This window comes from Sphingobium herbicidovorans (assembly GCF_002080435.1).
Classification (GTDB): Bacteria; Pseudomonadota; Alphaproteobacteria; order Sphingomonadales; family Sphingomonadaceae; genus Sphingobium; species Sphingobium herbicidovorans.
In genome coordinates this window covers 1,851,928-1,873,718 of sequence record NZ_CP020538.1, presented here as the reverse complement: position 1 = coordinate 1,873,718, position 21,791 = coordinate 1,851,928, and the positions used below count along the sequence as shown (strand labels likewise).

At 63.6% G+C, this 21,791-nt stretch carries 24 protein-coding genes; 4 read left to right on the top strand and 20 right to left on the bottom strand.

Going from position 1 to position 21,791, the window contains the following annotated elements; translation table 11 throughout:
* Positions 1 to 3: 3 nt before the first annotated feature.
* The 6 genes from B6S01_RS09080 to B6S01_RS09055 form a co-directional block, all read right to left on the bottom strand.
* Positions 4 to 2,079, bottom strand: coding sequence for a transglycosylase domain-containing protein (locus B6S01_RS09080; RefSeq protein ID WP_037469060.1), 2,076 nt, complete (start codon positions 2,077 to 2,079; stop codon positions 4 to 6).
* A 105-nt stretch (positions 2,080 to 2,184) separates the two neighbouring features.
* Positions 2,185 to 2,589, bottom strand: a complete 405-nt coding sequence (gene msrB / locus B6S01_RS09075; RefSeq protein ID WP_037469189.1) for a peptide-methionine (R)-S-oxide reductase MsrB — start codon at positions 2,587 to 2,589, stop codon at positions 2,185 to 2,187.
* 75 nt (positions 2,590 to 2,664) lie between these two features.
* Positions 2,665 to 3,690 (bottom strand): DNA polymerase III subunit delta, encoded by a 1,026-nt coding sequence (gene holA, locus B6S01_RS09070; protein ID WP_037469057.1) that lies wholly within the window; start codon positions 3,688 to 3,690, stop codon positions 2,665 to 2,667.
* Complete coding sequence (gene lptE / locus B6S01_RS09065; protein ID WP_037469053.1) at positions 3,687 to 4,184, bottom strand: LPS assembly lipoprotein LptE; 498 nt, start codon at positions 4,182 to 4,184, stop codon at positions 3,687 to 3,689. Before lptE ends, holA begins: the two co-directional genes overlap by 4 nt.
* A 99-nt stretch (positions 4,185 to 4,283) precedes the next feature.
* Positions 4,284 to 6,854, bottom strand: a complete 2,571-nt coding sequence (gene leuS, locus B6S01_RS09060) for a leucine--tRNA ligase (protein ID WP_037469050.1) — start codon at positions 6,852 to 6,854, stop codon at positions 4,284 to 4,286.
* A gap of 84 nt (positions 6,855 to 6,938) precedes the next feature.
* On the bottom strand, positions 6,939 to 7,388 hold the full coding sequence (locus B6S01_RS09055; RefSeq protein WP_037469047.1) for a DUF3576 domain-containing protein: 450 nt from the start codon (positions 7,386 to 7,388) through the stop codon (positions 6,939 to 6,941).
* 223 nt (positions 7,389 to 7,611) lie between these two features.
* Here B6S01_RS09055 and B6S01_RS09050 point away from each other — a divergent pair, with 223 nt between their 5' ends.
* Entirely contained in the window at positions 7,612 to 8,343 is a 732-nt protein-coding gene (locus B6S01_RS09050) for a hypothetical protein (protein ID WP_037469044.1), read from the top strand.
* A 116-nt stretch (positions 8,344 to 8,459) separates the two neighbouring features.
* Here B6S01_RS09050 and B6S01_RS09045 read toward each other — a convergent pair whose 3' ends face one another.
* Entirely contained in the window at positions 8,460 to 9,044 is a 585-nt protein-coding gene (locus B6S01_RS09045) for a hypothetical protein (RefSeq protein WP_037469040.1), read from the bottom strand.
* 96 nt (positions 9,045 to 9,140) lie between these two features.
* A complete protein-coding gene (locus B6S01_RS09040; RefSeq protein ID WP_037469036.1) occupies positions 9,141 to 9,710 on the bottom strand; it encodes a thiamine phosphate synthase in 570 nt (189 codons plus the stop codon).
* Positions 9,711 to 9,733: 23 nt separating this feature from the next.
* Between B6S01_RS09040 and B6S01_RS09035 the strand changes: the two genes are divergently transcribed.
* Positions 9,734 to 10,468 carry a YggS family pyridoxal phosphate-dependent enzyme gene (locus B6S01_RS09035; RefSeq protein WP_037469034.1) on the top strand — a complete coding sequence of 245 codons (735 nt, stop codon included), beginning with the start codon at positions 9,734 to 9,736 and terminating at the stop codon, positions 10,466 to 10,468.
* On the opposite strand, the gene B6S01_RS09030 is transcribed toward B6S01_RS09035, so the two are convergent.
* On the bottom strand, positions 10,446 to 13,217 hold the full coding sequence (locus B6S01_RS09030; protein WP_037469032.1) for a TonB-dependent receptor: 2,772 nt from the start codon (positions 13,215 to 13,217) through the stop codon (positions 10,446 to 10,448). The genes B6S01_RS09035 and B6S01_RS09030 overlap by 23 nt on opposite strands.
* A gap of 188 nt (positions 13,218 to 13,405) precedes the next feature.
* Positions 13,406 to 14,065 carry a ligase-associated DNA damage response endonuclease PdeM gene (pdeM, locus tag B6S01_RS09025; RefSeq protein WP_037469030.1) on the bottom strand — a complete coding sequence of 220 codons (660 nt, stop codon included), beginning with the start codon at positions 14,063 to 14,065 and terminating at the stop codon, positions 13,406 to 13,408.
* A 64-nt stretch (positions 14,066 to 14,129) separates the two neighbouring features.
* On the opposite strand from pdeM, the gene trhO reads away from it, so the two are divergent.
* Positions 14,130 to 14,930, top strand: a complete 801-nt coding sequence (trhO, locus tag B6S01_RS09020; RefSeq protein WP_051908585.1) for an oxygen-dependent tRNA uridine(34) hydroxylase TrhO — start codon at positions 14,130 to 14,132, stop codon at positions 14,928 to 14,930.
* A 165-nt stretch (positions 14,931 to 15,095) separates the two neighbouring features.
* Here trhO and B6S01_RS09015 read toward each other — a convergent pair whose 3' ends face one another.
* From B6S01_RS09015 to B6S01_RS09005, 3 genes are read right to left on the bottom strand one after another with little or no spacing between them, the layout of a single operon-like run.
* Positions 15,096 to 15,806: a M48 family metallopeptidase gene (locus B6S01_RS09015; protein ID WP_037469028.1), complete on the bottom strand. Its 711-nt coding sequence runs from the start codon at positions 15,804 to 15,806 to the stop codon at positions 15,096 to 15,098.
* Entirely contained in the window at positions 15,787 to 16,212 is a 426-nt protein-coding gene (locus tag B6S01_RS09010) for a YcgN family cysteine cluster protein (RefSeq protein ID WP_037469025.1), read from the bottom strand. The genes B6S01_RS09015 and B6S01_RS09010 overlap by 20 nt, the downstream gene beginning before the upstream one ends.
* A gap of 3 nt (positions 16,213 to 16,215) precedes the next feature.
* Complete coding sequence (locus tag B6S01_RS09005) at positions 16,216 to 16,872, bottom strand: SCO family protein (RefSeq protein ID WP_174525914.1); 657 nt, start codon at positions 16,870 to 16,872, stop codon at positions 16,216 to 16,218.
* Between the two features lie 70 nt (positions 16,873 to 16,942).
* Between B6S01_RS09005 and B6S01_RS09000 the strand changes: the two genes are divergently transcribed.
* Positions 16,943 to 17,542: an ankyrin repeat domain-containing protein gene (locus B6S01_RS09000; protein WP_037469022.1), complete on the top strand. Its 600-nt coding sequence runs from the start codon at positions 16,943 to 16,945 to the stop codon at positions 17,540 to 17,542.
* Positions 17,543 to 17,582: 40 nt separating this feature from the next.
* Here the strand turns inward: B6S01_RS09000 and B6S01_RS08995 are convergent, their stop codons facing one another.
* From B6S01_RS08995 to dnaQ, 7 genes are all read right to left on the bottom strand, one after another.
* Positions 17,583 to 18,089: an MmcB family DNA repair protein gene (locus B6S01_RS08995; protein ID WP_407695222.1), complete on the bottom strand. Its 507-nt coding sequence runs from the start codon at positions 18,087 to 18,089 to the stop codon at positions 17,583 to 17,585.
* Positions 18,090 to 18,180: 91 nt separating this feature from the next.
* Positions 18,181 to 18,825, bottom strand: coding sequence for a cell wall hydrolase (locus B6S01_RS08990; RefSeq protein WP_037469020.1), 645 nt, complete (start codon positions 18,823 to 18,825; stop codon positions 18,181 to 18,183).
* Positions 18,826 to 19,018: 193 nt separating this feature from the next.
* Positions 19,019 to 19,357, bottom strand: a complete 339-nt coding sequence (locus B6S01_RS08985; RefSeq protein WP_037469019.1) for a DUF1491 family protein — start codon at positions 19,355 to 19,357, stop codon at positions 19,019 to 19,021.
* Positions 19,347 to 19,886, bottom strand: coding sequence for a PaaI family thioesterase (locus tag B6S01_RS08980; protein ID WP_051908582.1), 540 nt, complete (start codon positions 19,884 to 19,886; stop codon positions 19,347 to 19,349). Before B6S01_RS08980 ends, B6S01_RS08985 begins: the two co-directional genes overlap by 11 nt.
* A complete protein-coding gene (locus tag B6S01_RS08975) occupies positions 19,804 to 20,271 on the bottom strand; it encodes a PTS sugar transporter subunit IIA (RefSeq protein ID WP_037469183.1) in 468 nt (155 codons plus the stop codon). Before B6S01_RS08975 ends, B6S01_RS08980 begins: the two co-directional genes overlap by 83 nt.
* 137 nt (positions 20,272 to 20,408) lie before the next feature.
* Positions 20,409 to 21,002, bottom strand: coding sequence for a ribosome hibernation-promoting factor, HPF/YfiA family (gene hpf, locus B6S01_RS08970; RefSeq protein ID WP_037469014.1), 594 nt, complete (start codon positions 21,000 to 21,002; stop codon positions 20,409 to 20,411).
* Between the two features lie 83 nt (positions 21,003 to 21,085).
* Positions 21,086 to 21,778, bottom strand: a complete 693-nt coding sequence (gene dnaQ, locus B6S01_RS08965) for a DNA polymerase III subunit epsilon (RefSeq protein WP_037469011.1) — start codon at positions 21,776 to 21,778, stop codon at positions 21,086 to 21,088.
* Positions 21,779 to 21,791 lie beyond the last annotated feature (13 nt).

Sequence of the window (21,791 nt, the reverse complement as noted above, 5' to 3'; positions counted from 1 at the left end):
CGCCTACTGTGGCGGGGGCCGCTGCCGCTCGCGGCCCAGCACCTGATCGATCCATTGCTGGTCAAGCCGGGGCGGCGCGGTGCGGGCGGCGGGCGCCTGATCGATCGGCTGGTCATCCGGATAAGGGGCCTCATCCTGCGGCGGCTGCCGGTCGGGGCCGATCGGCAGGCCGTTTTCATCGACCATCATGCCCCCGCCAACGCCATTATCGGGTTCGCCATAATAGGCTTCTTCGTCCGGCTCCAACTGCCATTCGGGCAGCGTCACCTGCGTTTCGAACTGCTCGACCGGACGGCGAGACACCGCAACCTTCATATAGTCGGCAAAGGCGTGCGCAGGCGCGCGACCGCCCTGCAGCACCCGCACCGCGCGGGCGTCGTCCCGGCCCATCCAGACGCCGGTGGTGATCCCGCTGGAAAATCCCAGGAACCAGCCGTCCTTGTTGCTGCTGGTCGTGCCGGTCTTGCCCGCCACCGGTCGCCCGATCTGCGCCGCCTTGCCGGTGCCGGTGCTGACCGCCGTCTGCATCAGGTCGGTCATCCCCGCAGCCACCCACGGCGCGACGAGCACCCGGCTGGTGTCGTCCTGATGCTCGTACAGCAGTCGCCCGTCCGCAGTCGTCACCTTGGTTATGCCATAGGGCGTCACCGCCACGCCCTTGCGCGCGATCGAGGCAAAGGCCCGCGTCATGTCGATCAATCGCACATCGGACGTGCCCAGCACCATCGACGGATGCGTATTGATCGGCGTCGTGACGCCGAAACGACGCGCCATGTCGGCGACGGTGGGAAAACCGACCTCCACGCCCAGCTTCGCCGCGACCGTATTGACCGAATAGGCAAATGCGGTGCGGATATCGATGTCGCCGGAATAGCGGCCGCTGCTGTTGCGCGGTTTCCATCCGTTGATATCGACCGGGCTGTCCGTAACGCCGGTGTCAGGCGTGTATCCCGCCTCCAGCGCCGCCATATAGACGAAGATTTTCCATGCCGAGCCGGGCTGGCGCGTCGCGGTCGTCGCGCGATTATAATTGGACGTAACATAGTCCAGCCCGCCGACCATTGCCCGCACCGCCCCGTCGCGGTCCAGCGACACCATCGCCCCCTGCGCGCCAGCGGGTACATTGGCCTGGATCGCCGCCGTCGCCGCCTTCTGCATGCCAAGGTCTATGGTGGTATAGACTTCCAGCGGTTCATTGGGCTCATCGACCAGCAGGTCGAGCTGCGGCAGCGCCCAGTCGGTGAAATAGCGCACGCTGTTCTGCGGCGGCTCGGGCGCCATCTTGACGTCGTTCAGGTCGATGCTGGCTAATTCAGCCGCACTGATCACGTCATTTTCCTGCATCAACTGCAACACCACGCCCGCGCGCCCGATTGCTGCTTCAGCGTCAGCGGTGGGGGAATAGCTGGACGGCGCCTTCACCAGACCGGCGATGATAGCGGCCTCGGGCAGGTCCAGGGTGGTCGCCGGATGACCGAAGAATTTGCGGCTCGCCGCGTCGATGCCATAGGCGCCGCCGCCGAAATAGACCTTGTTGAGATACAGCTCCAGTATCTGTCGCTTGGAAAATTTCCGTTCCAGCGCCAGCGCCAGGATCATCTCCCTGACCTTGCGGCCCCAGCTATAGCTGTTGTTGAGGAATATGTTGCGCGTCACCTGCTGGCTGATGGTCGACGCGCCCTGCCAGCGGCGTCCCTTGCCCCGGTTCTCCAACGCCACCCAGGCCGCGCGCGCCATGCCTACCGGATCGACGCCGGGATGCATGTAAAAGCGCCTGTCCTCGGTCGAAATCATGGCATCGACCATCACGGACGGGATCTGGTCATAGGCTAGCCAGCGGCCAAAACTTGGCCCCAGCGACACGATTACGCTGCCATCAGCTGCATGCACGCGGATCATCTGGCCATTGGGCGACGATTTCAGCGATTCATAGCTGGGAAGCGATTGATAGGCGATGACCACCGCCACCACGATGGCGAACAGAGCGCCCAGCGTCGCAACCAGCCCGAATTTCAGGCCCCGCATCAGCCACAGCCTCGCCTTGCCCGGCGTTCCCTTGCTTTTGCCTGATCGTGCCATCTATGCCGCCCGCATATGCGCTAAGTGAACGGGCCGCCAGCGGAAATCAGGCAACCCGCAGAGCTTGCTTCTCAAGAGAAGCGACGCTTTACCGGCGATGAATGATTATTCAACCTCGTCACGCGGCTTGAAGTCCAGCGACGCGCTGTTCATGCAATAGCGCAGGCCGTTGACGCCCGGACCGTCGGGAAAGACATGGCCCAAATGGCCCTCACATGTCGCGCAACGCACTTCGGTTCGCATCATGCCGTGGCTGTTGTCGCGAATTTCCTCCACCGCATCGATATCGACCGGCGCAGTGAAGCTGGGCCAGCCCGACCCGCTGTCAAATTTTTCCTCAGCATCGAACAGCTCGGCGCCACAGCCCGCGCAATAATAGACGCCGTCCGCCTTGTTGCTGTTATATTTTCCGGTGAAAGCGCGCTCGGTGCCCGCTTCGCGAAGCACATGAAATTGTTCGGGGGAAAGGCGCTCGCGCCATTCGGCATCGGTCAAATTGAGCTTGTCCATGGCGGGCAATATGGCGACGGCGGCGTCCACGATCAAGCGCTTAGGATCGCGGGCAAAGGCCCGGCCAGGTCGCGCCTATCGCTCCCGCGCCGCCTGCCGCGCGATGGCCAGCAATTCGTGCCGCACCATCAGGTCGCCCAGCCCCCTGCCCGACCGGCTGGCCCGTTCGGCCTGCGCCAGCCGCTGGATGGCGCGGGCAATGCCATGGGCGTCCCACAACCGCACCTGCCGCGTGACGACGCCCTTTTCCTTCCAGAAAACCTGCTTGCCAGCCGCCTCGACCGCTGCATCCAGCCGACCGCTGCCATCGAAGGACAATCGGATATTGGCGATCAGCATGGCGCGGGTGAGCAGCGGCCGCAGCACCGCCGCCATGGCCGTCCCGGATTCCGCCAGCCGCCCCAGTTCCCGATGCATTGCGCGCAGGTCGCCGCCCAGCACCGCGTTCACCAGCGGCGCGGAATCGGCGTCCGGATTGTCGGCCGACAGCGCATCCAGCGCCTCGGCGGTTGCCTCGCACGGCCGGTCGGGCGCGGCATCCAGATACAGGACCAGCTTTTCGACTTCCCCTGCCATCAACGCCCGGTCGCCATTGGCCAGATCGACGATGCGCCGGGCAAGACCCGACCCCAGGCGCAGCCCGCCTTCCCGCGCGATGGCGACGGCAATCTGCTCCGCCTCCCGCGCGTCGGGCTGATAGGATGCAAACGCCATGGCCAGCGGGCTGTCGAGCACCAGCTTCAGCAGCTTCGACGTTCCCTTCAACGCCCCCGCCGTTGCGATCACCGGATTGCCCGCCGCCTCGGCCGTCAGCAGCGCCGTCAGCGCGGGCAGCGATTCCTCGCCCATGCCGTTGATGCGCACCCATCTTTTGTCACCGAACATGGAAAAGGATGCCGCCTCATCGGACAGCCGCGCCGGATCGTCGCGCAGGGTCGATGCGTCCAGATCGACCCGCTCGGCGTCAGGCCCCATGGCCCGCTCCAGCCGCTTGCCCAGCGCCGCGCTTCCCGCCTCATCGGGTCCGTACAGCAGGAAGAACCGGATATCAGGCGGCGGTGCGTCGAGCGCCTTTTCAATCTGTCCGCGATTGGCCTTCAACGCTGCTTTTCCCGCGCGGCGAACAGCGCGAGGCGGGACACGATCTGGTCGGCGACCGTCTGCGACAGACGCTCCAGCGCCGTGTCTTCCGCGGCGATGGTCGCATATTCGCTCGACGTAACGTCGATGCCCGCGTCCGACCCCGCCGTGTCGTCGATGACCTGCGTGCCCGTCGCCATATCGATCAGCTGGTAACGCGCCCGCAGCGTGCGCCGCTCGCGCGTGACGGCGGCGTCGGCGCGCAGGCCGAAACCGCTGATCTGGTCGTCCAGCTTGACCACCAGCCGGTAGCCTGGCCCATTGCCGCTCATCGCCGACAGCCGGTCGTTGAGCGCATTGCGCACCAGCCAGCCGCCCTTACCCTCAATCGGCGCGATTTCGACATTGCCCAGCCGTTGCGCCACCGCGCCCTGACTCCCGCCGCTATAGACGGGATGCAGCCCGCAGGCAGAGAGGGACAGGGCGACTAGAAACAGGGGAACAGTGCATTTCATCGACCAACCTCTAACCGTTCGGGCTGAGCTTGTCGAAGCCCTGCTCATGTCTTTACGGAAGAAAAGCCCATCGACAAGCTCGGGCCGAACTGTTTCCTGTTAGATGACCAGATTCACCAGACGGTCCGGCACCACGATAACCTTTTTCGGCGTCGCCCCATCCAGCGTCCGCATCACATTGGGCGCGGCGAGGGCTAGGCGTTCCAGCTCCTCTTTCGACGTCCCCTTGGGCACGGTGATCGTGTCGCGCAGCTTGCCCATCACCTGACAAGCGATCGTCACCTCATCCTCGACCAGCAAGGCCGGATCAACCTGCGGCCAGGCCGCCTCGGCGATCAGCCCCTCCTCGCCCATGTCGGCCCACGCCTCTTCGGCCAGATGCGGGGTCATCGGCGCGACCAGCAGCGCCAGCGCGCGGATGGCGCCGCTGCGGCTGGCCGAAGGCTTGGCCTTTTCCACCGCATTGGTCAGCTCGTAGATCTTGGCCACCGCCTTGTTGAAGGACAGCGCCTCGATGTCTTTGGCCACGCCGTCAATGGTCTGGTGCAGCTTGCGGTCCAGGGCCTTGTCTAGCCCCTCTGCGGCCTTGTCAGCCTCACCGAACAGCCTCCACAGGCGATTGACGAAGCGCCAGCTGCCCTCGATGCCGGCCTCGGTCCATGGCAGGTCACGTTCCGGCGGGCTGTCCGACAGCATGAACCAGCGCACCGCGTCCGCGCCATATTGGGCGATGATGTCATCGGGATCGACGACATTCTTCTTGGACTTGGACATTTTCTCGACGCGGCCAATGGCAACTTCGACGTTAGTGCCGATCACAAAACACTTACCGTCGCGACGCTCTACTTCACCAGGCGATAGCCACCGTTCGATGGCATACGCATCTGGATTAGAGCCATCATAATCCGCAGGCGGACTAAGAGGAATGGCAGCCTTATACGTCTCATGCGTCACCATGCCCTGCGTGAACAGGCCGGTGAACGGCTCGGCGAACCCGATCTGCCCCATATGCTGCAACGCGCGCGTCCAGAAACGCGCATAGAGCAGATGCAGGATCGCATGTTCCACGCCGCCGATATATTGCCCGACGGGCAGCCATTTCTCGACCGTCTCGCGATCGAAGGGCTTGTCCTTGGGCTGGCTGGCGAAGCGGATGAAATACCAACTGGAATCGGCGAAGGTATCCAGCGTGTCGGTCTCGCGCCGCGCGGGTTTGCCGCATTTTGGGCAATCGACATGCTTCCAGGTCGGATGCCGGTCGAGCGGATTGCCCGGAATGTCGAAGCTGACATCTTCGGGCAGCAGGACGGGCAACTGATCCTTGGGCACGCCCACAGCTCCGCAATCATCGCAATGGATGACCGGGATCGGCGTCCCCCAATAACGCTGGCGCGACACGCCCCAGTCGCGCAGGCGGAACACGGTGGTGCCGGTGCCCCATCCCTCGCTCTCGGCGCGGCGGATAACCTCGGCCTTGGCATCCTCGACGCTCATGCCGTTGAGGAAGTCGGAATTCACCAGACGTCCGGGGCCTGCATAGGCCTCGTCACCAATCCCCTTGTCCTCGTCGCCCTCGGCCGCGACTACGCGCTCGACGGGCAGCATATATTTGCGCGCAAAGTCCAGGTCGCGCTGGTCGTGCCCCGGGACCGCCATGACCGCGCCGGTGCCATAGTCCATCAGCACGAAATTGGCGACGAACAGCGGCAACTTGCGCCCGGTAAAGGGATGGATCACCGACAGGCCGGTGTCATAGCCCTTCTTTTCCTGCGTCTCGATCTCGGCGGCGGCGGTGCCGCTATGGCGGCATTCCTCGGCAAAGGCGGCAAGTCCTGCATCCTTCGCCTCCAGCGCCAGCGCCAGCGGATGATCCGCCGCGATGGCGGCAAAGCTCGCGCCGAAAATGGTGTCGGGCCGGGTGGAAAACACCTCGACCTCGCTGATGTCGCCCACCGGCGCATCCAGCTTGAACCGGAATTGCAGCCCGACCGACTTGCCGATCCAGTTTTCCTGCATCAACCGCACTTTTTCCGGCCATTGATCGAGCGTCTTGAGGCCCGCCAGCAGATCGTCGGCAAATTGCGTGATCTTCAGGAACCATTGGCTCAGCTTGCGCTTCTCGACCGGCGCGCCGGACCGCCAGCCCTTGCCATCGATCACCTGCTCATTGGCCAGCACGGTCATGTCGACCGGGTCCCAATTGACCGCGCTTTCCTTGCGATAGACCAGGCCCGCTTCCAGCATGTCCAGGAACAGCGCCTGTTCCTGCCCATAATAATCCGGCTCGCATGTCGCCAGCTCGCGGCTCCAGTCGAGAGCGAAGCCCAGCTTCTTCAACTGCGCGCGCATCGTCGCGATGTTGGATCGGGTCCAGTCGCCCGGATGCACCTTCTTTTCCATCGCGGCGTTTTCGGCGGGCATGCCGAACGCGTCCCAGCCCATGGGATGCAGCACCTCATGCCCGGTCATCCGCCGGAACCGCGCCAGCACGTCGCCCATCGAATAGTTGCGCACATGGCCGATATGGATGCGCCCGGACGGATAGGGGAACATCTCCAGCACGTAGGATCGTGGGCGGTCGCTGCTGTCGGACGCCTTGAACGTCTGCTTCTCGTCCCAGACGGCCTGCCAGCGGGCGTCGGCCTCCAGCGGGTTGAAGCGCCTTTGCATGGATTCAAGTCCTCAAAATGCATGCGGGCTGAGCTCTTCCAAGCCCAGCCCCGTTATTCAATAAAATCGGATGAAAGAAAGAGCTTATCCCATGATCGCCATGCGGCGCAGATCGCGCGCCTTGGTCAGGATGACTTCTTCCAGCTTCTGCACGGTCGCGGCCTGCACCGGCGCGTCGACCCACTGGCCGCCCTGATTGACCTGACGGCTGGCGGCGACGCGCAGCGCGTCGGCGCGCAGATCCTGGTCCAGGATCGACACCGTCAGCTTCATCCGCTCATTCGGGCTGTTGGGATTGGCGTACCAGTCGGTGACGATGACGCCGCCGTTCGAATCCGTCTGCACCATTGGCATGAAGGACAGCGTGTCCAGCGTAGCGCGCCACAGATAGCTGTTGACGCCGATGGTCGTGACCTTCGACGCGGCCAGATCGGCCTTGGGGCGCTCCTTGGCCCCGCCCCCGCATGCGGCGAGCGGCAATAGCGCGGCCAGCAGCAGACCGGCGGAAACAGAAGCGGGTAGGCGGCGGACCATCAGGCATGTCCCATATTGAAGAAAAACGCCCCGCTTCTATAGAGAAGCCGTGGCAATGGGCAAGGGGCCGTGGCCAGTGTCGGAAACGGCGATCCATCCCCTGCGTTGGACTCTGTGTGTTCCGTGCAACAGCGCAGATAAAAAGGTCAAGACGCACTACCCATTGCCGGTGTTGGAGTGTACAAGTTTAGAAAATTCGTCGGTGGGGAAAGAGATTCGCGTCATGCGTGTGAATAGGGGACATTTGGCGTTGGCGGGCTCGGCGATTGCCTTGGCCGGCTTCATGCTGTCTCCTGCCATCGGCGCAGCGACCGATCTGGTCCGCATGCGCGCCGATGTTCCTGTATCCCTTGGCGCACTCGGCAGCATCTCGTCCTTCACGCCCACGACCAAGGATCCCCGTCTGGCGGCGGCCTATGCCCGGATCGCGGCCTCGGCCGGACGTCAGAATTTTCGCTTCACCCCCACCAGCGGTTCGCTCAGCGGGCAGCGTTCGGTCACCGTGATGGTGCGCGCCGCGGATCTCAATGATCGCGTGTCCGTCAACCGGACGCTCGATCCGGTCAGCATCGCTCCGGTTGCCTTCAGCCTGAACAGCGCGAATAACTGGCGCAAGTTCGCCCTGCCCGAAGCGGTGGGCCGCAAGGAACTGGACCCGGTTTCGATCGACCAGATTGCTGGCGCAAAGAATTTCTCGCTGGATGAAGGCGGCAAGAATCGCTTCAGCACCAAGGTAATGATCGAAAGCCGCCGCGACCCCGGCACTGCCGTCCGCACGCCCAATGCGGACAAGGATTATTCGCTGGATCTGGCCAGCTCTTATTCGCTGACGCGTAACCTGAACGTGACAGCGGGCCTGCGCTACAACAACAGCGTCATCGGCCGCCTGGCTCCGATGACCGACGAGCGTCAGGATAACCAGGCCGTCTATCTGGGCACCGTCTTCAAATTCTGATTTTGCGGGTCTAGCCTGACTTCGCCACATCGTCAGCCTTGCTTCATCGCTAGGGAGCGCCAGCGTGGCTGGTTACGACCAGTTGTTGCCGCTCTATCGATGGAAGCACCGCCCCGTTAGCGGACACGATGGCTTCTGATGAAATGCCACTTGTCGCGAAATTTCTGAATGGCCAACCAAATATAAAGGCCGAACATCGCACCGCTGCCAATCAGCCAAGCCCATGATTTGAAATCACGCTCTGGCGTGTTCAATGAACCCAGGAAGGCGATGCCGCTGAACAAAAGCGCGAAGATGATGAAGCGCCAATTGAGCAAAGCTCGCGCTTGACGCTTTGTCTCCGATGCCAGTCTAGGCGGGGTGATTGCGGTTCGCTCCCGAACCAAACGGCGCGGAGCGAAGCTGGTCCAGAGCAGCCGCCCTGATATACCGATCACGGTTACGGCAACCATGATCGAATCCGTCCAATCTGGTAAAGACAAAGACTTCGATATGATGGTCCATATGAGGATCGTTACCATCACGATGCCGGCGACCTTCCAGACGCCGCTGCGACCAGCTACCTTGTTCCAGCCTTCGGTTAGTTGCCAATATTCATCGATCGTCACCAGTTTTCCGCCGTCTTTCTTGGACGGGTAATAAAGATAGCCGCCTTCTACAGGCGTAAATTGCTTAGTGAACGCGCCGACCGAATCAAACACAGGAGGCTCCCCCTTCGAGCAAGGGCAGCGTTTTACTTGAATGGCTTCATACCGGCCAGTCCACTATCCACCCATCACCGTCGTACCACCTCGGCATCATCCTACGCCGCCCACGGCAGTCAGCCCATCGATAGCAGCCCACCCGGCCGCGCCGATCCCACGCAACATATGCTCGTGCTTCGCCTGAACCCCGCCCAGCGCAATCACCGGCATGCCAGCCCTAAGCGCCAATGCCGCGAATTTCGCGCGGCCCAGCACCCTGCCCCCCGGATGCGAGCGAGTCGGGAACAGCGGCGACAGAAAGACAAGATCGGCCCCCCGCCGCGCCGCGTCCCGCAATTCCCGCGCATCATGCACCGCCATGCTGTGCAGCAACAGGCGCGCCGCACCACCGACCGACCGACCATGCCATCCATCCGCGCCCCAGGCCGCCGCCTGCCGCGCCGGTCCCGCCAGCAGCAGCACCAGCCGCCGCCGCCGCGCGATCGCAGCAATCCGATCGAACAGCGCCCGCCGCTCGGCCATTCCGCTTGCATGATGCCGAAACAGGACGCCCCCCCGCCCCCGAGGCAAACGGGCCGCGCTCTCCACCAAAGTCGCAGCGGGAACCCGTTCGTCAGTCACGAGCCATATAGAGGGCAAATTTTTGGCGTAGCGGCCTGTCATCGCCCTCGCCTATAGCAGCCGCCATGACGACCGAAAGCATCGAAGCCGCAGAGCGCCTGAACGCCGTGCGCGAAACCATGGGGCGCGCCGCGCGCCTCACCGGCCGCACCGCCGACGACATCAATCTGATCGCCGTCTCGAAAACGCAGGATGCCGCCGCCATCCGTCCCCTGATCGACGCCGGGCAACGCGCATTCGGCGAGAACCGGGTCCAGGAAGCGCAGGGCAAATGGCCCGAACTGCGCGCCGAAACGCCCGATATCGTGCTGCACCTCGTCGGCCAGCTGCAATCGAACAAGGCGGCGGACGCGGTTGCATTGTTCGACGTCATCCATTCGCTCGACCGCCCGTCCCTGCTTACCGCGCTCGCCAGGGCGATGGATGCGGCCGGAAAACGCCTGCCCTGCTTCATACAGGTCAATATCGGCGCGGAAGAACAAAAGGGCGGCTGTCCCATCGCCGACACGCCAGCCCTGCTGCGCGCCGCGCGCGACGCCGACATTCCGGTCGCAGGCCTGATGTGCGTGCCCCCCGCCGATGTGGAGCCCGCCCCCTATTTCGCGCTGCTGGCAAAGATCGCGCGCGAAGAAGGCGTCGATCGCCTCTCCATGGGCATGTCGGGCGATTTTGAAACGGCGATCATGCTGGGCGCGACCGATATCCGCGTGGGCACCGCCCTGTTCGGGGAACGGCCAGCGCCCGTCCGCTCGCTTCCCGCGAGCGGACGGGGCATGATCAGAAACTCCCGCGCAACGTGATGCCGTAGGTGCGAGGTTCGGCCAGATAGGCAGAGATCAGTTGGTTCGCCATCGGCGCGCCCTGCGCAAACTGCCCGGTGGTGGACGTTCCCGGACTGCTCGATTGCAGCGGGCTGCTGAAGGCGACCTGCGTATAATCCTGGTTGAAGATATTCTGGCCCCAGAATTCCACCGCCCAACGCTGCTGCGGCCCGCGAAGGCCGACGCGCGCGTTGAACACCGCAAAGCCATTCTGCCGCTTTTCGGGGAACAGGTCCGACCCGGTGTTGAAGTCGCTGGTCATGCGCCCGTCGATGTAGAAAAGCGCCGACAGGCCGTTGGAGCCCAGCTCCGGCGTCCAGGACGCGCTGACCGTCGTCACGACTTCGGGCGCCTGCGAATTGATCGATCCGGGCAACAGGAACAGCGCAGGATCCAGCGGCACCGCGCCGCTGCTGCTGCCGACCAGCCGGTTGGCGAACTTCGCCCGCGCATAGGTAAACCCGCCCGCCACGCGGACATTGCGCGCCGGCGTCGCCGCCAGTTCCAGTTCGACGCCCTGGCTGATCAGCCCCGGCCCGACATCGTCGCTGGCGCAGGTCCGGCCTGCCGACAGCGCGCCGTCACAACCGTTGATGTTCTGCACGACGAAACTGGTGCCGTTGAAGGTGTTCAGCTGGAAATTCTTGAACTCCTGCCGGAACGCCGCGATGTTGGCGCTCCATTTGGGCTGGGTATATTTCAGGCCGATCTCGAACGCGTCGACCTTCTCCGCGGCAAAGCGCAGGCTGGTCACATCCGCATTGCTCCGCGGCGCAAAGACCGCAGGCACGGGATTGAGGCCGGTCGATCCCAGCTGGAAACGGTCGAGATTATAGCCCCCCGCCTTATAGCCCTTGGAATAGCTGCCATAGACCAGCAGCTCATCCACTGGCTTCCATGACAGGACGGCGGTGCCGGAAAGCTCCCCGTCGCTGATCCGGTCGTTCAGATTGAGCGCGTTGAGGCCGGTCGAACTGTTGCCAAGGCACCCAAGCGTCAGGATACCGCCTGCCAGCGCCGCCGCGCTACCCAGCGCCGGGTTGGTGGCCAATGTCGGCAGGCTCGATCCCTGCAACGCCGCGCAGGTTGCATTATTGTTGTTGAAGTCAGCCGAAAAACGCTTGCTTTCATGCGTGTAACGCAGGCCCAGCGTCAGATCGATCTGCTTGGTGATGTGAATGATATTGTGCGTGAAGAGCGCCCAATTCTCGCTCTTCTGACGATAGACCGAAGAAACGTCGCCCGACCCGGACGGGATGGCCGCCAGAGCCCGCAAACCGTTGCCAAGGCCCGCCGAAATCGCGCCCGCCTGCAATGCGGGAACCCCCGCATTGATCAGGCCAGCATTCAACTGCGCCTCCGTACCCGTGATCAGCGCGCCGGTGGCAAGCCCGCTGCCGCATGCCGCCAGTTGCTGCGCGGTCAGGTTGCTGTTCGCCCCTGCGCCCGCCATCAACCGGCAGGCGGCGAAACGGCCATAATCCGCACCGAAGACGATATTGTCCTCCAGCGTCAGCTTTTCATGCGCGTAATAGCCGCCAACGAGCCAGTCGAGCACGTCATTGAACGCCGAACCCTGCGCGCGCAATTCCTGCGTGAAGGTGCGGAACTGCCGATAGGTATTGGAATCGCGATACAGCAGGTCCGCGCCGCTATAATCATAATCGCCATAATCCTGGCTCTTATAATCGCGATAGGCCGTGATGCTGGTCAGCTTCGTCCCGCCAAGGTCGTAATTCACCTCGCCCGAAACGCCCCAATCCTTGACCTTGCTGACATAGTCGCGACCCGGCGTGATGGTCAGGTTGCGGTCATAGGGATCGGCCGGGAAAACGCTGCCTTGCCCGGCCAGGATCGCAGCGATGCGATTGAAGGGCGCGGTGCTGTAACCACCGCCCGCGACCGGCAGCCGTTCACGCGTTTCGATATAGGCCGCGCCGCAACAGCTTTCGTCGCGATTGGTATAGTCGCCGATCAGCCGGATCGACAGCGCGTCATTGGGTTCGAACAAAGCCTGTCCGCGCACGAAATACCGGTCGCGATCGTTGGTTTCCCCCACCTTGTCGCCGCTGGCGTCGACCAGATCGAAAAAGCCGTCGCGCTTTGACCATACGCCATCCAGGCTGAGCGCCAGCTTGTCGCTGACCGGGCCGGTAATCCGCCCCGCCAGCCGCCAATAGTCATAATTGCCGTAAGTGATCTCGGCCTTGCCCCCAAGCTCGAACTCGGGCGCCTTGCTGACGACGTTGATAAGGCCCGCCGACGCGTTGCGGCCAAACAATGTGCCCTGCGGCCCGCGCAGCACTTCGACCCGCTCGATCTCACCCAGTTCGTTGAGTCCCGCGCCCGTGCGCGAGCGATAAACCCCGTCGATGAACACGGCCACAGAGCTTTCCAGCCCCGGATTGTCACCGACCGTGCCGATGCCGCGTATGCGCGCCGAAGCATTCGCCTCTGATCCCGTCGATGATACAAGCAAGGATGGCGCAAGCTGGTTCAGGGTGCGGATGTCGCTGGCGCCGCTGTTCTGCATAGCCTGGGCCGTCACAGCCGAAACCGCGATGGGCACATCGGACAGCGGACTGGCGCGGCGCGTCGCGGTGACGATGATGACGTTTTCCTCGTCCGCAACGTCCTGCACAGCGGTTTCCTGCGCCTGAACATGGGAGACGGAACCAGCCAGCGCGACCACGCCAGCGGACAACAGCCAAAGATTTTTCTTGCTCATTGGACCCTTTCCTCTCCTGCAGCGCATGGTTTTCCCACATCAACTTTCGGAGTGCGATTATGCTGACACAGACAGCCAAAGGCAAGCGAACCCAGCCTTTACAAGCCTTTGCGCACCAATGACTGGCTGATTCCAGCTCCCTGTGATTTAGCAGCAACAGTTTAACGTCGCGTTTCCCTAACGTCGGCTCAATTCAGCGGAAAACGCAGCATCCTGTCGGCTACAGGGACCATCGCCATCGCGCCGGGTCCAACCACGCGCCGAATCTCTCCATGTCCCGCATCCAGCCCGCCGGTCAGCGCACCCAGGGCAGGCAGAATCAGTTTGGAAGACGATCCGACGAAGCAGCGGCGGGACACATGGCGTCCACGCAGCGACAGGCGCAATTTGGGATGGAAATGCCCCGAAATTTCCGGCCGGGGGTCCGCCGGATCGGCTTCATGCCGCAACCAGACGCCCTCGACCTCCGCCTCCGTCATGCGCCGCCCACCCGGCGTTTCCGCCATGCCGGCGTCATGATTGCCCGTGATCCAGATCCAGTCCAGCCGCGCCGTCAGCGCCGACAGCCTATCACGCGCCCCTGTGGGCAGCCGCGCCGCGCCGTCAGCATCGTGGAAACTGTCGCCCAGCGACCAGACGGATCGCGCGCCCGTCCGCTCCACCAGGGTCTCGATCATGTCCAGCGTCGCCTGGCTGTCATGCGGGGGCAGGAACTGGCCGAAACGCCCGAACCAGCTTGCCTTCTCAAAATGCAGGTCGGCAACCAGCAGCGCCGACTGTGCGGGCCAGAACAGCGCTGCTTCCGGCAACGCCAGAAACTCGTGACCCGCGAACGAAAAGGGAACCATGACCCGCCTATGCGCGCTCGCGCCCGGCCTTTCAAGAGGGCGGTGAAGCCGCTATGGGCGCGGCATGGCCTCGTCCTTCACCATCGCCGCGCTCTATCGCTTCGCCGCATTCGCCGACCCCGACGGCCTCGCTGCGCAACTGCGGGAACTATGCGCCCAACTCGGCACCTGCGGCACGCTGATCCTCGCGCATGAAGGTATCAACGGCACCGTGGCAGGGAATGAACAGGCCATCGCCACGCTGATCGATCATATTCGCGCCCTGCCGGGCTGCGCCGATCTCGACGTCAAATATGCAACCGCATCGGAGGCTCCCTTCGCCCGCATGAAGGTGAAAGTGAAGCCGGAGATCGTGACGCTGGGCGCGGGAAAGCTTGATCCAGCGACGCAGGCAGGCCGTCATCTCGACCCGGCCGAATGGAACGCCCTGATCGCCGATCCCGACACGATCGTCATCGACACCCGCAACGCGTACGAAGTGTCAGTGGGCAGCTTTGAAGGCGCGATCGACCCCGGCACCCGCTCCTTCCGCGACTTTCCGGCCTGGTTCGACAATTTCGCCGCGCAACTGCGTGATGAAGGGCGCAAACCCCGCATCGCGATGTTCTGCACCGGTGGCATCCGTTGCGAAAAATCGACGGCGTTGGTGCGCTCGCGCGGCTTTGACGACGTCTATCATCTGCGCGGCGGCATCCTGCGCTATCTTGAGGAAATGCCCGAAGAGCAAAGCCGGTGGCAGGGTGATTGCTACGTGTTTGACGAGCGGGTCGCCGTTGGCCATGGCCTCACACCCGGCAGCCATGTCGTCTGCCGCACCTGTGGCCTCGCCCATCGCCCGGACGCCGCCCATGATTGCGCGGCCTGAACGCCCGACGCCCATGCAATGGCAGGCGGTATCAATATTCAGATGATGGCGAGCCGAAAACGGTGATTTTCCGCGAGCCGAAGCGCAGCCTACTAAAAGTAGGTGAGCATCGGAAGCGCGGGAAATCGCCGTTTGCAGGCCGTCAGGGCTGAATGTCGATACCGCCTAGACGATATAGCGGTGCAGCGCCGCGCCATGTTCGCGCAGCCATGCCCGCGCCGGCCGGGGGTCCTCCCCCAATATCCGGGCATGGGCCGCGTGAAAGGCCGGGCTGTGATCCATATGCAGCAGATGAGCAAGCTCATGCGCCACGGTCGCGCGCCGGATATGCGGCGGGCACAGGATCAGCCGCCAGCTATAGCGGATCGCGCCGCTCGACGCGCAACTGGCCCAGCGGCTGCGCGGATCGCCTATCCCCACCGACGCCACTTCCAGCCCATTGTCGCGCGCCATGGCGTGACTTTCCGTTTCCAGCACGGCCCTGGCCCGCGCCTTCAGCCAGCGCAACACGCGCTGGCCGACGGACTCGCGCGGGCCGCCCAGCACCATCCGGTCACCGTCCAGCCGGATCGCACGGGGCGCGCCAGCCATCCAGCACACCTGCACCTCGCGTCCTTCCAGCGGGAAAAGCGCGCCATCGCCCAGAGTCACCAGCGCGGGCTGGGCTGCCATCTGCGACCGCACCCACCCTTCATGCCCCTGCGCCCATCCCAGCGCACGGTTAAGGTTCGCCTTTGCAGGCAGCGACAGCCGCAATTCCCGCCGCGCATGATCCATCGACAGCCGATAGGCCTTCGCCCCCGGTGAACGGCGCACACGCACCGGAACCGCGACGCCGTCTATGACGATGACGGTTTCAGAGTTCCCGGTCGACAAGATGATTTTCCCAGTCGCCCGCGTCCGCCTCGGCAATCGTCCAGCCGCGCACCGATTCCTTCGCCCGATGCACCGCTTCCCGATCGCCGCTGATCAGATAATGCCAGGACGGCAGCGGCTTGCCCTCCCCCCGCAGCCGATAGGCGCAGGTGCGCGGAAGCCAGCCGATCGTCTTCACCTTCTGCGGCGTCAGGCGCACGCAATCGGGCACGAAGCTGCGCCGTTCCTTATAGTTGGTGCATTGGCCGCTATGCCGGTCGAGCAGGCGGCAGGCGACGTTGGTCGGGTAGATGCGCCCCGTATCCTCATCTTCCGCCTTGTGCAGGCAGCATTTGCCGCAGCCATCGCACAGCGCTTCCCACTCAGCGCGGTCCAGCTTATCGAGTGGCTTTTCCCAGAAGTCCAACCGTCACTTGACCCATTTTTCAAGGAAGGCGAGCACCTTGTCCGGCGCGCCCTCGTCCTGATCCGCCGTCCCCGGATCATCCACCGGCACCAGCGCCACCGGCTGTCCATCGGGTCCGAACAGATAGGGCGTCCGGCTGTGGCTCACCAGATAATCGCTGCTTCCTTCCGCCTTCTCCTTGTTGAAGATGACGACGAAATCCTTGGCAACCTTCCCAATTTCGTCGGGCGACCCGGTCAGCCCGATCAGGCGCGGGTGAAAGGCAGCGACATAGGTTTTCAGCACCGCTGGCGTATCACGTTCGGGATCGACGCTGATGAAGATCGGCTGCACCTTCGCCGCGCGTCCCGCGTCAGCCTTTTCGAACTGCGTGAACGCCTGCATGATGCGTTGCAGATCGACCGGACAGACATCGGGGCAATAGCTGTAGCCGAAATAGACCAGCCGATACTGACCCTTGAAATCGTCCCACGCCACCTTTTCCCCATCCTGGTTCGTCAGGGTGAAAGGCGCGCCGATCCGCGCGCCCGCCAGGTCGCCGGGCGCGCTCTGCGCATCGCTTGATGCGTTGCCCCCCGCACCCATATTGCAGCCAGCCAGCAGGGCGGTGAACGGCAGGATGACGGAGCGGAGCGCTTTGTTCATGGCGTGGCCAGCCATGCCCTGCTATGGCCGATTTTGCAAATGCCAACGGGGCTTATCGACGATGACAAGAGGTTTTCCGGCTTGGATGGGCGCAGGCCGCGCCGCCGCCATGGCGCTCGCGCTGCTGACTCCCGTTGCGGCGCAGGCGCAATTTTCCGACGGCTATAATTTCCTGAAGGCGGTGAAGGACGCCGATGGGCAAAAGGTCACCGACCTCGTCCAGAAGCCCGGATCGACCGTCATCAACAGCCGGGACGTCACCAGCGGTGAAACCGCCCTGCACATCGTCATCGCCCGCCGCGACAATACATGGCTGTCCTTCCTCCTGGCCAAGGGCGCCAATCCCGACCTGGCGGACAACCGGGGCAACACCCCCCTCATGAACGCCGTGCAGGCGCGGTTCGAGGATGGGGTGCGCACGTTGCTGGCAGGCGGCGCGCAGATCGACAAGGCGAACGGCAGTGGCGAAACGCCGCTGATCCGCGCGGTGCAGTTGCGTGACGTAGGCCTGACGCGCCTGCTGATCGGGCAAGGCGCCAATGCCGACAAGCGCGACACCATCGCCGGCATGTCGGCGCGCGATTATGCGCAGCGGGAATCCCGCACGCCCGGTCTGGTCGAAGCCGTGACCGCGGCGAAAAGCAAGCCCGCACCCTCAGGCCCGGTGCAAGGCCCGGTTTTCTAGGCGGCGAATAATTGGGACGACGCGCTGGATCATCGCCCCGTCACCAGCCCAGTTCCGCCGCATGATCCGGGTCGGCCAGCGCCGTCAGCCGCCGCGCAGCGCGCCGGGCAAAGCGCAGGGTTTCCGCCTTGCGCCGCGCCGCCGCCAGCGGTTCGACCGGTGCGGGGCGCAGCAATTCCGCGTCATATTGGTCGGCGACGATCAATCCCGTCCGCGCTGGCCATAACGCCTCGCTGTCAAACAGCGACAGGTCGAATCCCGAAGGCACAGCCCAGAAGAAGCGGTCGCAATAGTCCAGATAATCGGGCCATTTCATGTCGCCCAGCAGGTCCGCACGACTGCACTTGATCTCGACGATGGTGATGCGCCCCGCGCTGTCGAGCGCCATGATGTCGGCCCGGCGGCCGTTTGGCAGCGGCACTTCCAATATGCCGCTCATGTCATGGCGAAAGAACAGCCGCAGCGTGCCACGGGCCACCGCCAGCGCGGTGCCATCGGTCAGGGGCGAACAGCCTTGCTCGGCGGATGGAGAGGAACTGTGCATCATCCCCCATGATAGAACAGGCGGGGAACAAAAGAAAAGGCCGGTTCAGGATTATCTGAACCGGCCCGCTGTCCTTATAGGTGCGACCCGAGGATCAGCGATAGAAGATATGATTGTCGATCGCGGCCAGCTGGCGCTTGCCCCAGCTTGGCGAAACGCGGCGGGCGTGGAAGAACAAGGCGCCTTCGGCCGCGCTGTCCCAGGCGTCCTTCATGGCGATCTGCGCGATCGCCACCGCGCGACGCCAGCTTTCGCTTGCCGTGCGGATCGTCGGCATTCCGCCCCCGCGCACGAAGCTGAATTGACCCGGCTGATAGACGACGCCGCAAAGGCTGTTGGCGAACCGCCCCGACTTTGCGCGATTGATGATGACGCGGGCGACGGCGAGCTGGCCTTCCAGGCTCTCACCCTTGGATTCGAAATAAACCGCCCCGGCCAGGCACCGCATGTCGCCTTCGAGCGTTTCAGCATCGCCATGGGCGCTAACGAGGGCGGAAAGATTGTCAGCACGCACATCGGCGCTGTCGGAAGAATTCAGCGGCTGCGCGACTTCGCGCGGAGCGGCGAAAACAACAGCGGGCTTGGCGACCGCCGGAACCTGATCAGGCTCTTGATTTCCCGGAAGGGTGACGACCGAAGGAGCAGCCTCGCTGGCACTCGACATATCGGCCGCAGTAACCGCCGCAGTGGCGGACAGAGCAAATGCCGCAGTAATTGCGGCCTTCAAACGAAGACTCATTATAACTCAAAAACATGCGGTTCTTGGCCGGGGACGTCAGGTTAAAAAAACCCCGAATTCACAAACGACGTCTGGCCGCCCCCCGTCTGCGTGTTTACCTCCCCCGCCCCCCACGGGCGAATTTGGCAACCTGCGCGTTAAGCGTGGGGGGCCAGTGCCCGCGCGCGAACGCAGAGTCAATCTTTAGGACAGATTAACAGATCGTTTCAGCGGCGAACCGTTCCGCATCCGCGATATCGAGTTCGATTATCCACAGGTCGGGGTCCGACTTGCGCCTGCGCGCTATATATTGCGCCAACGACTCCGCGCCCTCCTCCGGGGCGGGGCCGCAGCGCAGCATCTGATAGCCCCCGGACAGGGTTGGGACTCGCTCGTAAAGGCCCATGCGCTGGCCTCTTTCGGCGGCTTCTATCAGTATGACGCCGCTGATTTCATCGCCTTTCGCCAGCACCGTGGCGAAGCCCCCGGCTGCTGCGGTCCGCCGGATCAGGACGCCGACCAGCATGGCGCTGGTCAGCCGGTCAGCCGGCATAGCCGGGCAGGGAAGACAGGGGAAATTGCGATCGCATGAAGGTGCCGGTGCCCCGGCCTACCTCTTCGCCTTCCATGTCGATCAGGCTTGCTTCGGCGACGAATACCCGCCGCTTGCCGCTGATCCACCGGCCCTCGGCGCGGATTCGGCCGGGGCCGATCGGCCGCGTGAACAGCAGGTTGAACGCCGTGGTCAGCAAAAACCGGTCGCTGACCAGGCTGTTCGCCGCATAAAAGGCAGCGTCGTCCATCATCTTGAAATAGACGGTTCCATGCACCGCACCGGCGGCATGGAACTGTTCCTCACCCACATCAAATTCGATGATCGAACGGCCCGCCTCGGGAATCGTCAGCTCGGAACGGAAAAGCCGGTTGATCGGCGCAGACCGGTACAGATTTTCCAGCGCCCGGAAATGCGCCGCCTCGCCGCTGGGCGGGGACGGCGTTTCAGGCCGCGTCACGCGATTCGCCACCGGCCAGCAGCGCGTGCAGCGCCTCGGTCGAATTTGCGCCCCGCAAACGGGCGACATTTGCGTCATCGCGCAGATAGCGGGACACGCGGGCCAAAGTCTTGAGATGTTCCGCCCCGCTATCGACCGGCGACAGCAGCCCGAACACGATATCTACTGGCGCTTCGTCCACCGCGTCGAACATCATCGGCGGATCGAGCAGGACCACGACCCCGCTCATCCTTTCCAGGCCGGGTATCTTGGCGTGGGGTATGGCGACTCCGCCGCCAAATCCGGTCGAACCCAACCGTTCCCGTTCAAACAGCGCTTCCGACACCACGTCCGCGTCCAGGCGATAAGCAGCCGCAGCCAGTTGCGCGATCTTCTGGAAAAGAGGCTTCTTGCCATTGACTGAAAGGCCCGTTGCGAGCGCGCCGGGCGCAACAATATCGTTGAAATGAACCATGACCAACCTGGAACAGCCGAGGCGCGCCATGCCCCAAAAATCGCGCGTCGCCGGGGAATATAAAGCCCGGCCCCATAGGCTGCCTGCTGCTCTAGGTCAACTGGCGCCCTGGGGCCGGAGCCTGTGTCAGTACCCTGTCAGCCGCGTGGTTCCACCCAGCCGATCGTCCCGTCATGACGGCGGTAAACCATGTTGTACGCGGATGTCCCGGCGTTGAGGAACAGCAGCGCATTGGTGTTGCGCAGGTCCAGCATCATCACCGCGTCCGACACGCTGGCTTCGGGAATATCGACCCGCGTTTCAGCGACGATCAGGGGCGCATCGGCCGGTTCCTCTTCCTCCGGCGCTGAGGCGAAGATGGTGTATCCCGCCCCATCCATCCCGTTGAGGTCGTAGCCATTGGCGCGTTGCGCCTCAGCCGCCGCGGCCTGCGAATGCCGGTCCTTCAACCGGCGCATGTAGCGCCTCAACTGCCGCTCGATCTTTTCCGCCGCCTGATCGAAGGCGGGATGCGCCTCCTGCGCCTCGCCCGCTCCTTTCAGGATCAGGCCGGTCATGACATGGCAGACGATATCGCAATGGAAAGCCCCATGGGGCGCAGGCCGGAATGTGACCTGGGCGGAAATCGTGCGGGCGAAATATTTCTCGGCCATCGCCTCCAGCCGGGTCCACACATGCTCCTTGAGCGCGTCGCCCGTATCGACCTGATGTCCGGAAACACGAATATCCATATGCCTTCTCCTTGTTCTTGCCGGGCTGCGGGAAGCAGTCCGGTTGGCGTGAAGCATGAAGGGCAGGACATCGTCCCCCGCCTTCAGGCTTCCTCCAGCCAGAGCGGCTTTTCCAGCGTCGCGACGAACGCTGCATGCCGTTCCAGCTCTGCCGCGCTGGCAGTGAAAAGCCGCGCGGGACGAACAGGGCGAACCGCGATACCAGCCGCAAGTTCCGCCCGAATGGCGTCATTCTCCTCCTCTCGTGCAAGACCCAGGCCGATCTGACGGCCGCCGGTCAGTTCAATGTAAAGCTGGGCAAGCAGTTCGGCGTCGAGCAGCGCGCCATGCTTGATGCGGTGGCTGCGGTCGATGCCATAGCGGCTGCACAGCGCGTCCAGGCTATGTTTGGCGCCGGGATGCAGCTGGCGCGCGATCGCCACCGTGTCGATCATACGCTCCATCGACACTTCGGACCGTCCGCAAAGTTTCAGTTCGTGGTTGAGGAAGCCGAAATCGAACCGCGCATTATGCGCGACCAGATGGCTGTCCTCCAGAAAGTCGAGCAATTCCTCGACCCCTGCCGAAAAGAGCGGCTTGTCCTTGAGGAATATGTCGGACAGCCCGTGAATCGCCTCGGCGGCGGAGGGCATGGCGCGCTGGGGATTATAGTAAGCGTGGAATGTCCGCCCCGTGGGCACCCGGTTAAAAAGTTCAATGCAACCGATCTCCACCAGCCGGTCGCCAGACGCGGGGTCGAACCCTGTTGTTTCGGTGTCGAAAATAATCTCGCGCATTGCCCTCTTCAAC